The sequence below is a fragment of the Leptotrichia sp. oral taxon 847 genome (assembly GCF_001553645.1).
Taxonomy (GTDB): Bacteria; Fusobacteriota; Fusobacteriia; order Fusobacteriales; family Leptotrichiaceae; genus Leptotrichia.
In genome coordinates this window covers 1,891,918-1,907,505 of the sequence record NZ_CP014231.1, presented here as the reverse complement: position 1 = coordinate 1,907,505, position 15,588 = coordinate 1,891,918, and the positions used below count along the sequence as shown (strand labels likewise).

The following is a 15,588-nucleotide window of genomic DNA, read 5'->3' as shown; positions in this document are numbered from 1 at the left end:
TTTCCAAAATTATATCGTAATTTTTAAAATAAAAAAAACTTAGTTTTACAAAACTTTATCTTTCAAATATTTCCACAAAACTATCATCAAAATCATCATTATCACAAAAATTATTCCCAGTGCAAAAAATCCCGTATCTTGAAGTGGCAATTTCACGTTCATTCCATAAAATCCAAAAATCATATTTGGAACTGTGATTAATATTGTCGCTGCAGCTAAAACTTTCATCGTGATATTCATATTGTTGCCAATATATGACGAATACGTTTCTCTTGTTGTTTTACAAATTTCACAGTACGAAGACGACAAATCAAGCGTAAAATTTATCTCTTGCAAAATTCTTGTCATATATTCTTCAAATTGTTGAAATTGCCCATCTTCTTTCAAATTTTCAACGACATAATCCAAATTTCTCATCGCAATATTATATACATAAAAACCTTGCTCCACTTCCGACAACGAAATCAATTTCTCATTACTTTGCTGCTCCCTTAAAACTGTTTCAATCTTATCGTGTTCCCCAATCAAAATTCGCACATATTTATACAAACTTTGCGAAATTTTATGAAGCATATTTAGAAAAAATCGATTTTCTTCAAGAATATCATCTCTCAATTCAGTATATTCTTCAACAAAATCATAAAAATCTTCGTAATAGTCATCATCCAAAATAACAATCTTATCTTCTTTCAAACAAATCACAATCGGATTAATTTCGTAAGAGGTAGCCTCTTTATCTCTTGTAGACTTTTTCACAGTCGGATAATATAATTTGTAAATTTCCCAATCCGATTTCGAAATTCTAGGCGTGAAAATTTCTTCATCAATAACATTTTTTATCTTTTCCTCATCCATCTCCAATCTTTCAGACACAATTCTATAATCTTCATCTTTCAAATTATATACATAAGAAATTGTTTTACCACTTTTGGTATTTATTCTTTTTATCATAACTGCCCTCTTCACTTTTTCTAAAATTTTTATTTATGCTTAAATTATACCAAAAAAAAGAGGCCATTTCAATTTTTAGAAAAATTTCAATGATAAAAAATAGTTTTAAAATTTTAGGATCTGATTTTTAATTTCAAATTTTTTTAATATATTTTTGTAACAAATGTTTGACATCTGTACACAATTACTCTGTCGCCTCTAAAATTTTTAATTGACATTCCTTCTGATTTATGTTAAAATTATTTAATTTATATTAGCAGGAGGTGAAAAACATAAAAAAATATATAACAATACTAATTTTTCCCCTAGCCACTATTAATTTTTCAGCACCTGTTGATGATGCTACTAAAATTTTAGATATTCAACAAAGACAACAAGAGCAGGAAAGAAGCAGGATGGAGCAGCAAAAAAGTCAAGAAGAATTTGAAAATACTAGATTTAATGATGTTCCAAAAATTGATAAAGATAGCAACTTTGATGATAAAAATTCTAAAAAGTTTTTGATAAATGAAATTGATATTGAAGATAAAGACAAACTACTTTCTAAGAAAGAAAAGAAAAACATACTTAAAAAATATGAATATTTGGAAATGGGAAGCAGCGATATTCAAAATATTCTGGTTGAAATTACTAATAAATTAGTTTCTAAAGGGTATATTACAAGTATTGCGACAGTTTCAGATAAAAATGATTTGACTACAGGTACTTTAAATTTAAAAGTTATCGCAGGGAAGATTGAAGACGTCAGAATTAATTCTGGCAATGGACTTGATAAATATAAGGAATTTTTTATGTTCCCTAAAAACAGAGGGAAAGTGTTGAATATAAGAGATCTGGATACTGCTACGGATAATTTTAACTCTATTGGAGCTAACAATATGAAGATGGATATTGTTCCTTCAAGCCGTGAAAACTACTCAAGAATTGAAGTAAAAAACAGATTAAAGAATAAATATACTGTTGGAATTTTGACTAACAACTATGGGGACGATAAGCAGAACGGAATTTGGAGAAGAGGTATAAACCTTAATATTGACAGCCCTCTTGGAATTGGGGACAACTTCTATTTCACATACATGACAGTTCCTAAAAAAGATCCTGACAGAAGCTGGAAGAAAAACATAGAAGATTTAGCTCCGGGAGAAATTTTACCAATTGGTCCAGTTGGTTATGATCCTTCAAAGGGAGATACATTGCCATATAAAAGACGGCTTGATATGTTTAATTTTGGATATACGATGAAATTTAGAACATATACTTTAAGACTTAATTCAAGTAAAAGTATTCAGGAAAGCAGTTTCTATTCAGGCAACACAGTTTATGATATGTACTCATCGAGTCGGACTACACAAGCAAATTTGGAAAAAATATTGTTCAGAAATCAAAAGAGCAAAGTAAGTTTTGAAGCGGGGATAAAACAGAAGCATAATCAGAACTATTTGGAAAAGTCAGTTCTATCAAATAGAAAATTGTCAATAGGGACAGTTGGCTTAAATACAACAACATCATTATTCAGTGGTATTCTAGGAGTAAATTTAGGATATGAAAGAGGACTTAAAATTTTTGGGGCAGAAAGGGATAATGGAAAGCTGGATATAAATCCAAAGGCTCAATTCGATAAATATACTCTTGATGTAAGCTACTATAAGCCTATTACAAATAAATTTGTATACAGGGCAAATATTTACAGCAGTTATTCAAATGATGTGCTTTACGGAAGCGAAAGACAGACAATAGGCGGTGTCGGAAGTGTCGGAGGATTCAAGAATGATACGATACAAGGGGATAAAGCAGTTGAAATTGATAATGAGATTTCATACAACATTCCTATAAAAAAATTTGCAATAATTTCACCATATTTGAGTTATGGATATGGAACGGCAAAATACAACAAGGATAATTCAAAATATGCAAGAGGGTATGTAACAGGAATTACAACAGGATTAAGGCTTAATACGAAATATCTTGATTTTGATTTTGGATATGCAAAGCCAATGGCACATTCAGATTATTTAAATCCTAAAAAGCAGGATATATACTTTAGCGGAAATATGAAAATTAGTTTTTAATAATTAATATAAAAGGAGGTAAAATTTGGAAAATAAAATTTTAAAAAAAAACAATCGCATTTTTATTATTGTTATCAATGAATATGAATAGCTTTGCAGCAAATCTTGAACTAGATCCTAACTCAAGATACAATACAAAACTTGATATGTCACGAAATGGAACTCCAATCGTTAATATTTCTACTCCGAATGGTCGTGGAATAAGTATTAATGAGTTTCTTAACTACAATGTCGGTCATGAAGGGCAAGTGCTTAATAATGCTGATAACATTGGGCGTAGCCATCTTGCCGGGATTATTAATGCTAATCCGAATTTGGCTGCCAATCAGGCTGCAAACTTGATAATCCTTCAGGTAAACGGGTCTAACCGTTCGGATATTGAAGGGTATCTGGAAGCTTTGAGCCGTCAGAAGGTAAATGTCATTTTGAGTAATGAAAATGGTATTTACTTAAATGGTGCAGGAACCATTAATATTAGAAATTTTGTTCCGACTACAGGAAGAGTAAAGCTTCAGAATGGGGACTTTGTAGGAATCGATGTTGAAAAGGGAAGAGTTGTAATAGGCTCAAATGGGTTTGACGCATCGACTACGGATTATGTCAATGTAATTGCAAAAGCTCTTGAATTGCAGGGAAGCCTTGTCGGAAATAAGGTTGATGTAACTCTTGGAGAAAATACAGTTGATAAAAATGGTGCAGTTACTTCAAAGCATGGAATAAATTCTGTTGCAATTGATGCAAGTAAACTGGGTTCGATGTATGCAGGACAGATAAGCATAATCAGTACTGATAAGGGTGCAGGAGTAAACTCAAGGGGAATTGTTTACTCAAGAGATAAAAAACTTGAAATTACAGCAGATGGGAAAATTAATGTTGCAAAAATTAAAGGGAACGGTATTGAAATTAATGGAACAGAATATGCCCAAAGTGAGCTTGCCAGTTCTGATAAAGGGATTAATATCAATGCTAAAAATATTAAGCTAAATGGAGAAACACAGGCAGCTGGGGATATTAATTTAAATGGGAATACTCAAAATAACTCTAAAATATATTCTGAAGGGAATTTTAATACAGGAAGTCTTTTGAATACAGGCGATATTAATGTTGCCGGGAATTTTAAGGCTGATGATTTTAAAAATGTTTTGGCAACTGTTAATACAGGTGGAAATTTGAATGTTAAAAACTTGGAAAACAGTGGTAGCATTCAAGTTTCTAAAAGTACAGGGATTGACGGGAAGTTAAATAATTCAGGTAACTTGACTTCTATAGGCAAAATAACTGTAAAAAATGATATTTTAAATTCCGGAAATATTTCAACTAATGGAGATTTGTCAAGTAAAAATGCAGTTTCATCAGGTATAATTGTTGCAAATAATTTTACAACAAGTAATTTGCAGAATGATGGAAAAATCTTTACAAATGCGGATTTGAAAACAAAATATTTCAAAAATACTGGAGAAATTTCAGCCGTCGGAAAAATATCAAGCGACAGTATGGTTTCAAGTGGAAGCATTAGAACAAATGAAGCTCTTGATATTTCAGGGGATTTGAATAATGACGGGACTTTACAGAGTGCTAAAGATATTACGGTTTCAAGTAACATTAAAAATAGCGGTAAAATTTATGCTGGCGGAAATTTATCAGGAAAAGATGCTGTTTCAAGCGGGAAAATAGTTTCTAAAAATTTAAGAGTAAATGATCTTAAAAATGATGGAGAAATTTTTACAAATGAAGATCTTCGGGCTAAAAATGTTACGAATACTGGTAAAATATCATCTGCTGGAAATATTTCCACAAATGATTTGAAAACTTCAGGAAGCATAAAATCTAATAGAAAAGTTACAGTTTCAGGGAAGCTTGAAAATGATGGGGATTTGGAAGCTGTAGAAGATATAAAGGTTTCGGGAAATGTAAGAAACACTAAAGAGATAGCGACAAATGGTGATTTTTCTGGTAAGAATGTGGTTTCAAAAGGAAAAATTATTTCCAAAAATTTTGAATCCCATGATTTAGAAAATGATGGAAAAATTTTGGCAGATGGAAAAGTAAAAGCTAGAAAAGTTAAGAATATAGGAGAGATTTCAGCTGCTGGAGATGTATCTACAGATGATTTGAAAACTTCGGGAAAAATTTCTGCTAAAAACTTGGAATCTGAAGATTTGGATAATGATGGTAAAATTTCTTCAAATGAAAATGTAAAAGCTAGAAATATTAAAAATACTGGAGAAATTCAGGCTGTAGGATCAATATCAGGAAATGATTTAAAAACTTCAGGAAAAGTTAGGGCAAACAGAAAAATTACAGTTTCAGGAGAACTTGAAAATGGTGGGGATTTAGAATCAGGAAAAAGTTTGACTGTTTCAAAAAATATTAAGAATACTGGAAAGATTGCTGTAAATGAGGATATTTCAGGGAAAGATACTCAAAATTCAGGAAGCATGTATTCTAAAAATCTTAAAACTGATAATTTGAAAAACGATGGAAAAGTTGAAGTTGGAAATGATTTGAAGACGGCGGATATTGAAAATACTAAAGATATTACAGCTGTTGGGAAAATCTCAGGGAAAAATGTCAATAATTCTGGGAAAATTTTGACTAATGGAACACTGGATGTTAAGAATGTTAAAAATATTGGAAAAATTGCCGCAGGAAGTGATGTTACATCGCAAAGACTTGAAAATTCAGGAGTTCTGGCGACAAATGGGAACATTACGACTTCGGATTCGATGACTAACAGCGGAAATATTGAGGGTAAAAATCTTGATATAACTGGTTTGGAATTCACAAATAGCGGTAAAATATCAGCTGACAACATTAGGGCAAGAGTTAATGACACTAAAAATAATGGAAATATTTCTTCAGCAAATGACATTGATTTAACGACAAATACTTTAACGAATACAAAAGAAATGCTGGCAGTAAACAGCATAAATTCAAATAATGCGACAGTTTCAAATTCAGGGAAAATGGCTTCAAATGGTAAAATACTGCTAAATAATTCGAGCATTACAAATATTGGAGAGATTTTGTCTGGAGAAATTTCTATGCAAAATGCGAAAAAATTTGATAATACTGGAACAATAAAAGGGAATAAGACGGTTCTTACAACTGACCAGGATCTAAATCTGGTTGGAAATCTGCATGGAGAAAGTTTGCTTGAAATTTCAGGAAACAACATTACAAACAATGGAAATACGACAGGGGCGGGGCTTATTAAAATAAGTTCTAATGATTTTACAAATAATAAGGAACTGGCTTCAAGTGCTGTGATTATTGATGGCCGTGGGAATGTTGTAAACAATAATATGATTACTGGAAATGATGGTAAAATTAATGGAAACAACATCACAAACAATGATTTGATTGCTTTCGACAATTATCTTGAGATGAATGCTAAAAGTAAGGTCTTGAATAATAAAGATAAAAGTATTTATGGTGGAAATGCTCTGATAATCAAAGGTTCTGAAATTTTGAATGATGAAGGTGAGATTCTTGGTGGAAATATGGACCTGAATGCTTCTAAAATCACTAATAACGTTGGAACTGTTCAGTCAACTGGGGATATTTTTGTTACTTCAAATGATTTTCAGAATATTGGTAGAGTTACAGGTTTAGGAAATTATGAGAAGTATTATGAAACTTGGGATGGCAGAAGATTATCTGAAGCTGAAGTTCTGAATGGATGGATAGTCAATGAGCCTGACTTTCAACATAGAAGCAGGGACAGGGGCAGCGTAAAAAGGCATCAGAGAAGCTGGCTTGAAAGCATGATTGCAAAACATTCTGGAAATTCTCTGCTGTTTTCTCAGTACGCTGATCTTGCCAGAGCAAAATTGGGACAGAGAGGAAAGCTTACTAGAACAAATACTCCGGAAGTACCTGGAAATACTTTGACAGGAAAAATAGATAGCAGGGCAACAACTGAATATGGTAAGGTTTTAGCAAGTGGAAATATTACAATAAATTCAGGTAATTTTAAAAATAGGGACAGCATAATTTCTGGTGGCGGACTGGTTGATATAAATGCAGCTAATTTTGAAAATTCTGTAACATTGGGAAATGCAGTCCAGTTAAAGAATGGACAGGAAAAACTGTATTTAACATATAGACATGGGAGCAGAAGAAGCTCCGCAAACGGAACTTACAGCAGATACTTGGAGAATGGCGGCATCGGATATGAAAGCGGACAGCCTTCCATCATTGAAGGGGCAGTAGTAAATGTAAATGCTCCAAATATCATAAAGAATCCTATTGAAGCTGGAAATGGTAAAGTATTAAATAATGGCGGAGCGACTGGCAGAGCCTTGATTTCTTCAACTTCAGTTGGAATGAATAAAGGGACAAGTTCTACCAACGGGCAGGTTCAGGCTGCAGGAAATACCTTGCTATCTAAACTAAACAGCAGCTTTGGCGGAAATTCACAGGTTAATGGAAGCACAAACTTAAATAATCCTGTAAACAATGGATTTGATAGGGCAATTCAGATTGCAGGAAACAATTCAGGGATTAAGGATATTAAAAATACCGGAAGAATAGACGTAAATCCAATACTTTCAAGTGCAATGTTTACAACAAATATGAATCCAAGTTCTAAATATTTGCTGGAAACTAGAAGCAGATACATAAGTCTTGGGCAATATTTCGGAAGCGACTACTTCACTTCAAGAGTTGGCTATTCTGAAATATGGGACAGAACAAGACGGCTTGGAGATGCGTATTATGAAAACCAGTTATTAACTAGAGCATTAGCTGAAAAGCTGGGAACTGCATTCATAAATGGAAAATCTAATCAGGAGTTAATCCAGTCAATGATGGACAATGCCGCAACTGAAGGTACAAGGCTTGGACTTACAGTAGGGCAGGAACTGACTCAAGATCAGATAAATAACTTGAACGAGGATATTGTCTGGTATGTAACAAAAAATGTAAATGGAGTTGAAGTCCTTGCTCCACAAGTTTATCTAAGCAGCAAGACTAGGGAAAGCATAAGCGATGATACTAGAAACAGGGTTGGTGGAATAAACGGAACTTATGTCAAGACCAAGGACTTTGTAAATGATGGTACAAAATGGGGTAATGGCGGAGTTACTTATGTTGAAGCGAATACTGTAAGAAATGAGACGACTAACAACCTGCTTTCAGAAATTTCAGGAGACAAGACATATATAAGTTCTGTTGGAAATATTGAAAATATCGGCGGACGAATTAACGGTGAAGAGGCGGTTGCCCTGATTTCTGAAAAGGGGAATGTGATTAACAATACCACAAAAAGAACAACTGGATTTAACTATGGGGAGTACGATAAATCTCAGCGTGAGGAAATAGCCTCAATTGGTGGAATCACTTCAAAAGGTACAACTTTTATCAAGGCTGACAGCTATAACTCTGTAGGCGGAATGCTAAAGACTGATCATCTGGCACTTGACGTAAACAGCTTCAATGCAAGCGCATTATCATTGTCAGGGCAGAGCACGCTTGGAATAAGCGGAAGCAACTATTCAAAATATGCAGAAACAACACATTTTGGCGGTGGAGCAGTCGCAAATTCAGCAGAAGGAAGAATTGGGAACCTTAATCTAAGAGGCTCATCATTCATAGCTGAAGACACGACAGGGCTTGCAGTTGGAAATGTAAGGGCCGAATCAGTAATCAACACTTATGATATTGAATCAAGACAAAGCAATAAAAGCACTTTTGCCTCAAGCAGCAGCCATGTAAAATCTCATCAGGAAGAAAACGTTGCAAGTAATTTACAGCTTGGAAAGAATGCTGTAATTACAGGAAATGTTGAAGGAATTGGAAGTAACATTGTTCTTGGAGAAAACACTTTTGTAGGTGGAAAAGTTACAACTGACTCAAGGGAACTGCACAACAGCTACTATGAAAAGAACAAAAATAAAGGATTTACTGGCGGAATAAGTCACGGCACAATATCAGCAGGGTATGGAAAATCGCAGAACACATACGATGAAAAGACTACAGTAAATGCAAAATCCAACCTGCAAGTTGGAGACGGCTCAGTCTTAAACAGAGGAGCAGAAATTACAGCCACAAACTTTGAATATGGAAATATTCAAATCAATAATGGCGATGTAAAATACGGGGCAAGAATTGACACAAGGGATGTACATACTTCAAGTAAGAGCAGCGGATTTACAATATCAGCGGGAATAAACAGCCCAGCATTGGACAGGGCAAAACAGGTTGGCCAAGCTGTAAGTCAGATTAAGAATGGCGATACGGCAGGCGGAGCTATGGAAGCGATAAATGCCGCAACTGGTACAATTAAGGGGCTTTCGGAAAATATTACAAGACGTAATGGCACAAGAGCCACAATGAATGACATTGAAAAAGGAGATTTCAAGGTAAATAACGACTTTTATGTAAGCGGAAATATACGTGCAGGATTTAACAAGTCAAAATCCAGTACAGCTTCACATATTGAAAGTGCGGCTGTTACGACAATGAAGCCTTTAAATGAAAATTCTAGCATTACCTACAACAATGTAAACAACATAACGTATCAGGGAACACAGGCTCAGGGTGGAACATTCATTTACAATAATGTTGCTAATATTCAAAAGGAAGCAGTTGAGTTAAGAAATAGATACAGTTCTGAAAGTTCAGGCTTTGGAGCAGGAGTAAGTGCCGGAATAGGCTCAAACGGACAAATAAAGCCAAACGGAATTAGCGGAAATGTTTCCACAAACAGAAGCAATCAGAATACAGTTGAAACTGTCTATGCAAATGGAAACTTCAAGAATGTAAATGAAGTCCATAATAATACAGGTTCAATGACATTATCTGGATTTAATCAGGAAGGCGGAAAAGTAACAGGTAATATCGGTAAACTGATTGTAGAAAGCAGACAGAACACAAGTACGACAACAGGAAGCTCAAGTGGAATAGGCGTAGGAATAAGTGCAAATGGAATGCCAAGTTCCGTAAATGTAAGCGGAAGCAGAACTAATGGAAACAGGGCATTTGTAGATAATCAAAGTTCATTTATTGTTGGAGAGGGAAGTAATCTTCAGGTTGGAACACTTGAAAATACTGGTGCAGTAATTGGAAAACAGAGTGATAACAGCACAACATTCAAGATTGACAACTATATAGCAAAAAATATCTACAATGAAGATACAATGACAACAACTGGAGGCTCAATAGGAGCTTCACTTGGAGGAAAACCAAGAATCACAAGTGCAGGCTTCAATCAGGACAGCAGGGACAAGAAAGGAATTACAAGAAACACTATTGTAGGAAACGTTGAGATACAGAATGCTTCAGGAGATGAGATAAACAGGGATTTAGGAAAAGCTAATGAAATAACGAAAGATACTCACAGCAGTACAAATATTAATGTTGAATCTCAAACAATAGAATATGCAACTAACCCTGAAAAATTTATTGAAGATTTTGATTTTGCGATATTTGGTGGAAAAGAAAAAATTAATTCAATAATTGAGATGTTTGCTAAAAAATATAATATTAATTTAGAAAAAGAACCTTTAACATATGAAAAAATAATTGATATACAAAATAAAGTAAATCAAGGATTAATATTGACACAAGAAGAAAATACAATTTATACATTTTATGAAGAAGTTCAAAAATTATATTTTTCAGATATGGATGATAAAAGGCAAGAGATAAAAAAATCAATTGACATTGATAAATTAAACAATAGTTTAAATAAGGAGGATAAATTTTATACAATAAATAGTAAAGGAGAAAAAGAATTAAATTTTGAAAATATTAATAAATATTTAAAAGAATATATTAAAAAAAATACGGTGTGGGGTGAAAGAGGTGGAGAACGTGGACAAGTTCCAAAATACACGGATAAAGAAAAAAAGAAAGAAGTTGAAGATACGATTGCTTCAATTTATACATTAGTATACGAAGAAAAAATATTAAAAAATCAAGAATTCCAAAATTTTAGAAAAGAATGGATTGTACAAGCTATTATCAATTATAATCAAGATACTCAGATAATCGATGATAGCAATTCAAGATTTGTTAGCGGAATTCCAAAATTAAAAGATAGAAATCTAAAAATTTATGAGCATATAGAATCAGCACTCGAAAAAACATTAGATAAATTTTTATATAAAAATTATACTTCTGAAACTAAATTTAATGGAAATTCTATTAATATTGATAATAACGGAAAATTAATTATACCAAAAATTGAGAAAATTGAAAATTATTATAAAAAAATAAATCAGGAAATACCAGTTAATTTACCAAAAGCATTTTATTCTCCTGATTACAATATAATATTTTCTAATCCAAATAGAGTCGAAGATGGACTTCTTTTTCATGAAACAGGGCATACTGTTCAAATTTTTCTTGAAAATATATATCCAGAATTTCATGATAAAAATTATAATAACGAATTAATTGATGTAGGGCGTTGGTTTAGTTTAAATAATCTTTATTTAGCTAAACCAGGATTTTCAGGAAGTATTTATAGGCTTAATATAAGAGAACAAGATAGTATGGATATTTATGATGGAAATGGAAAAAGTTTTTTTAATGAAATGTCAAAGGAAATAATAAAAAAAATAAACAACGATAAAATAAAGAAAGGAGAAGTATTTTAAATATTAGGGCTGTTTCAAAATGAAACTATAAGTAAAATTTATTTTTACAATAATAATATATATAATATTTGTTTTACTTTGTAATTTTTGAATTATGAGATAGCTCCATTTATCATACAAGAAAAGATGAGAAATTGTCTTATTTATTTAATAATTTCTATTTTTTATTTTAACAACATATTTTCAAAATACACTATTGAAAATGGTATTGTTATGTATAACGGCGTTTCTGTAACAAGAGACTTGGAATATCCATTCACTACTAATGCAGATGTGAAAAGTTTTAAAGTTATAGATGGAATATATGCGAAAGACAAATATGCTGTTTATCGTTATGGAAATTATATTATTGGTGCTGATCCTCAAACCTTTATTCCTTTAAATCATGGATTTTCAAAAGATAAAAATAATATTTATAGATATAATTGGATAGTAGAAGGAATTGATAAAAATACATTTAAAGTTTTAAATCAAGATGAAAATGAAGATAAATACGGGATTTATTTTAGTGATAAAAATGGGATTTATTTTATAAAAGTTTGGGAACGGAATCCTTATTCAAAATTAGAAGATATTGATATAAAAACTTTTGAAGTTTTAAAAAATGGATATGCAAAAGATAAAAACAATATCTATTATAACTCATTTATCATAGAAGAAGCAGATATGAATAGTTTTGAAATTTTAAGTTCTGATTTTTCAAAAGATAAAAATTATTTTTATTTTGATGGTGGTAAAATAAAAAATATAGACGTAAAAACTGTCAAAATTTTTGAAAAAAGCTTTGATAGTAAATATTATTTAAAAGATAAAAACGGAGTTTATATAATAGATACTGTATCAGAAAAATATAAAATAACTAAGTTAAAAAGTGCTGACACTGAAACCTTCGAAATTTTAAAAGAAGGATATACAAAAGATAAAAATAGTCTTTATTTTTATGATTATGAATTAAATGTAAATCCCAAAACAGTTGAAATTTTTAAAATGGAAAACGATTATATAAATATATATTATTTAAAAGATAAAAATGGTATTTACGTAATTATCAAAAGCGAAATTTTTCCTTATGAATATAAAATAACTAAATTAGAAAATGTTGATATTAAAACTTTTGAAATTTTAAGCGAAGGAAACGCAAGAGATAAAAATTTTATGTATATATTTGACAAAAAAAATAAAACTATTGATATAAGAAAAAATTAAAACTGAAAATAGAATTTATTTGTAATCTAGTGCAACTGTAGGATATGGTCATAAAACTCAAGTAACAGGAAATGATGGAAGTATTTCAGCTAGCCAAAGTAACCAGAATACAGTTGAAACAATTTATGCAAACGGGAATTTCAAGAATGTAAATGAAGTTCACAACAATACTGGCTCAATGGTACTAAACGGCTTTAACCAGGAAGGCGGAAAAGTAACTGGAAACATTGGAAAAGTGGAAGTTATTTCAAGACAGAACACAAGCACGACAATTGGAAGCTCAAGTGGAATGAGCCTTGGAATAAGTGCAAACGGAGTGCCAAGCTCTGTAAACATAAACGGAAGCAGAACAAATGGAGATAGAGCATTCGTAGACAACCAAAGCACATTCATTGTCGGAGAAGGAAGCAGTCTTCATGTTGGAACGCTTGAAAATACAGGAGCTGTAGTTGGCAAGCAAGGAAACTCCACATTCAAGATTGACAGCTATGTTGGAAAAGATATTCAGAATCACGACACAATGAAGACAACAGGCGGATCAATAGGAATTTCAACAGGAAAACCGAGAATTACAAATGTTGGATTTAATCAGGACAGCAGGGACAAGCAAGGAATCACAAGAAACACTGTAATTGGAGATGTTGAGATAGGAGAAACTTCTGGAAGTCCAATAAACAGAGATATTACAAGAGCAAATGAAGTTACAAAGGACACTCACAGCAGTACAAATATCAATGTTGAGAGCCAGACTATTGAGTATGCCACTAATCCAGCTAAGCTGAAAGAGGATATTGGGAAAGCCAAAGAGGAAATAAACGACATAAAGTGGGCAATTGATAAATCAATTCACGATATGGGAGATGATAATAGAAACTTCTTTGGACAGTTATCAGAAGTAAGGTTGAATAAAACTATTGATAACATAACAAGCCAAAGATTGATAGGTAAGACAGTAGATACTGAAATAGCAGGTATTTTTAAGGATGCCTACAAGGATTTAGGATATGATATAGAGATTATATTCTCAGATCCTAAAAACTCTCCACAATTATTAGATGAAGATGGAAATCCCAAAACAGGGACAGCATATGTAGATGATTATGGAGTTAAGACAATAATAATCAATGCACAAGATTCAAAGAATACGACAAAGGCTGGACTTATCGGAACAATAGTTGAAGAAGGAAGCCATGTAATAGGAAAAGTTGAAGGCAGACAGAGAAAGACAGGAACAGATGAAAAAGGGCTTGAAAGTACAGGAAGAGCTTCAAATGAGTATTTTACTGAGAAATACAAGGATGACAATACACCTATTAGTATTCATTCAGATGGGAAGGATTATTCCAATGTTGATTTTGGGGAGAATGTAGGGGATAGAGAAATTATTGATGATGATTATGATCAAAATTCTCGAAGATTTGCAATATTAATAGTTTCATTAAAATTGAAAAAGCAACGTTCAGAAATAGGACCTTCTTATAATAAACAAATAGAATCTATCATGAAACAAATAGAACAAGCTGGTATAAAATTTGGAGGAAAATATAAAATTTACGATAATAGAACTATAGAAATTGTAAGTTTAAGAAGTTATGATGATTTGATAGCAGTTTCTAAAATTTTTTCAAATAACGGAATCAAATTAGTTATGTCAGATATTTATACAGCTGCGAATATGCAAAAGAATAGCAACCAACCAATAAAAATTGACTTTAGACAATCCAATTGGACGGCAGAAATAATTCCAACAATAACTGGAGTTTTTTTAAATGGACGAGTAGGAAAGAATAACAATAATAAGCCAAAATCTAATCCACAAAAAAATTCTAATGCAAATAATAGTACTAAAAAACAGCCTGAATTAAATGTAGATAGACAAGGGAAACATGATCCTAGTCATAGAAATTATAAAAATGGAAAAGGTGAATTGAAGATAGAAGATGCTAGAAAAATTCTAAAAGAATATAGTGGAAAAGGAACTAAAATAAATGGTGGGCAAAAAGAAATAATTGATACGAAGGGTAAATATAGAGGTATTTATAAAGATCAAACTGGTAAAAGTATGCCTACTTCAAGATTTACTATACATTATGATTCTAAAGGAAGAGCTCATATTATTCCAGCACATCCTACAGGGAAATAATTTTCTTGGTAGATAAAAAAATTATAGAAAGGGATTTGATACAAGATATGGAAAATTTTAATAATACAATTGATTTAACTTTTGATGATTTATCAGATTTTTTAGGCAATTATATTAGGTATGCTGATCAGGAAAAAAAAATTTTAAAATTTTTTTGGTTAGAAGATGACTTAGAATTAGATGGATACTGGGTAGATTACATACAAGATAATGTTAGTTCTGAGATTGAATATTTATCAGAATTTCTTTGTAATGATGGAAATTTTAAAAATAAAGAGGAAGTTTTATATGATTCTAATTCTTATAAATTAGAAGGATTAAATAGAATCGAAACTAAAAAACTATATGTTATAAATAAAACAATTTTTTTTGATGTTTCAATATACGATTATCCAGATTTAATAAAAAATGAAGATGATATTGTGATTTGGGATTCTTCAAAGAAAAATTTTAAATATAAAAATATAATAGATAAAATTAGGTTAGCTCGAAAAAAATATCAAAAAAAAATAGTAAGTAAAAGTAAAATTACATGTTTATTATAATAATTGTTGTTGTAAAAAGCAACAACGTGGCAAATATTCAGAAATAAGCTGTAGAACTTCATAACAGC

The 15,588-nt window shown here is 31.7% G+C and carries 6 protein-coding genes; 5 read left to right on the top strand and 1 reads right to left on the bottom strand.

The features are described from left to right. Positions 1–45 precede the first annotated feature (45 nt). A complete protein-coding gene (locus AXF11_RS08990) occupies positions 46–951 on the bottom strand; it encodes a CorA family divalent cation transporter (protein ID WP_068157351.1) in 906 nt (301 codons plus the stop codon). Positions 952–1,223: 272 nt separating this feature from the next. Here AXF11_RS08990 and AXF11_RS08985 point away from each other — a divergent pair, with 272 nt between their 5' ends. The 5 genes from AXF11_RS08985 (at position 1,224) to AXF11_RS08965 (ending at position 15,520) form a co-directional block, all read left to right on the top strand. Next, on the top strand, positions 1,224–3,020 hold the full coding sequence (locus AXF11_RS08985; protein ID WP_068158134.1) for a ShlB/FhaC/HecB family hemolysin secretion/activation protein: 1,797 nt from the start codon (positions 1,224–1,226) through the stop codon (positions 3,018–3,020). A gap of 77 nt (positions 3,021–3,097) precedes the next feature. Continuing rightward, positions 3,098–11,626, top strand: a complete 8,529-nt coding sequence (locus AXF11_RS08980; RefSeq protein ID WP_068157348.1) for a two-partner secretion domain-containing protein — start codon at positions 3,098–3,100, stop codon at positions 11,624–11,626. 213 nt (positions 11,627–11,839) lie between these two features. Continuing rightward, the gene (locus AXF11_RS08975; protein ID WP_197416821.1) at positions 11,840–12,832 is read left to right on the top strand and encodes a DKNYY domain-containing protein; all 993 of its coding nucleotides are present in this window, start codon (positions 11,840–11,842) and stop codon (positions 12,830–12,832) included. Between the two features lie 178 nt (positions 12,833–13,010). Beyond that, the gene (locus AXF11_RS10480) at positions 13,011–14,975 is read left to right on the top strand and encodes a polymorphic toxin type 50 domain-containing protein (protein ID WP_082729405.1); all 1,965 of its coding nucleotides are present in this window, start codon (positions 13,011–13,013) and stop codon (positions 14,973–14,975) included. Positions 14,976–14,980: 5 nt separating this feature from the next. Further along, on the top strand, positions 14,981–15,520 hold the full coding sequence (locus AXF11_RS08965; protein WP_068157345.1) for a hypothetical protein: 540 nt from the start codon (positions 14,981–14,983) through the stop codon (positions 15,518–15,520). Positions 15,521–15,588 lie beyond the last annotated feature (68 nt).

Bases quoted from the DNA above. Each gene is read 5' to 3' on its own strand.
- AXF11_RS10480 (WP_082729405.1), top strand. From the start codon at position 13,011: ATGGTACTAAACGGCTTTAACCAGGAAGGCGGAAAAGTAACTGGAAAC.
- AXF11_RS08980 (WP_068157348.1), top strand. From the start codon at position 3,098: ATGAATATGAATAGCTTTGCAGCAAATCTTGAACTAGATCCTAACTCA.
- AXF11_RS08975 (WP_197416821.1), top strand. From the start codon at position 11,840: ATGTATAACGGCGTTTCTGTAACAAGAGACTTGGAATATCCATTCACT.
- AXF11_RS08990 (WP_068157351.1), bottom strand. From the start codon at position 951: ATGATAAAAAGAATAAATACCAAAAGTGGTAAAACAATTTCTTATGTA.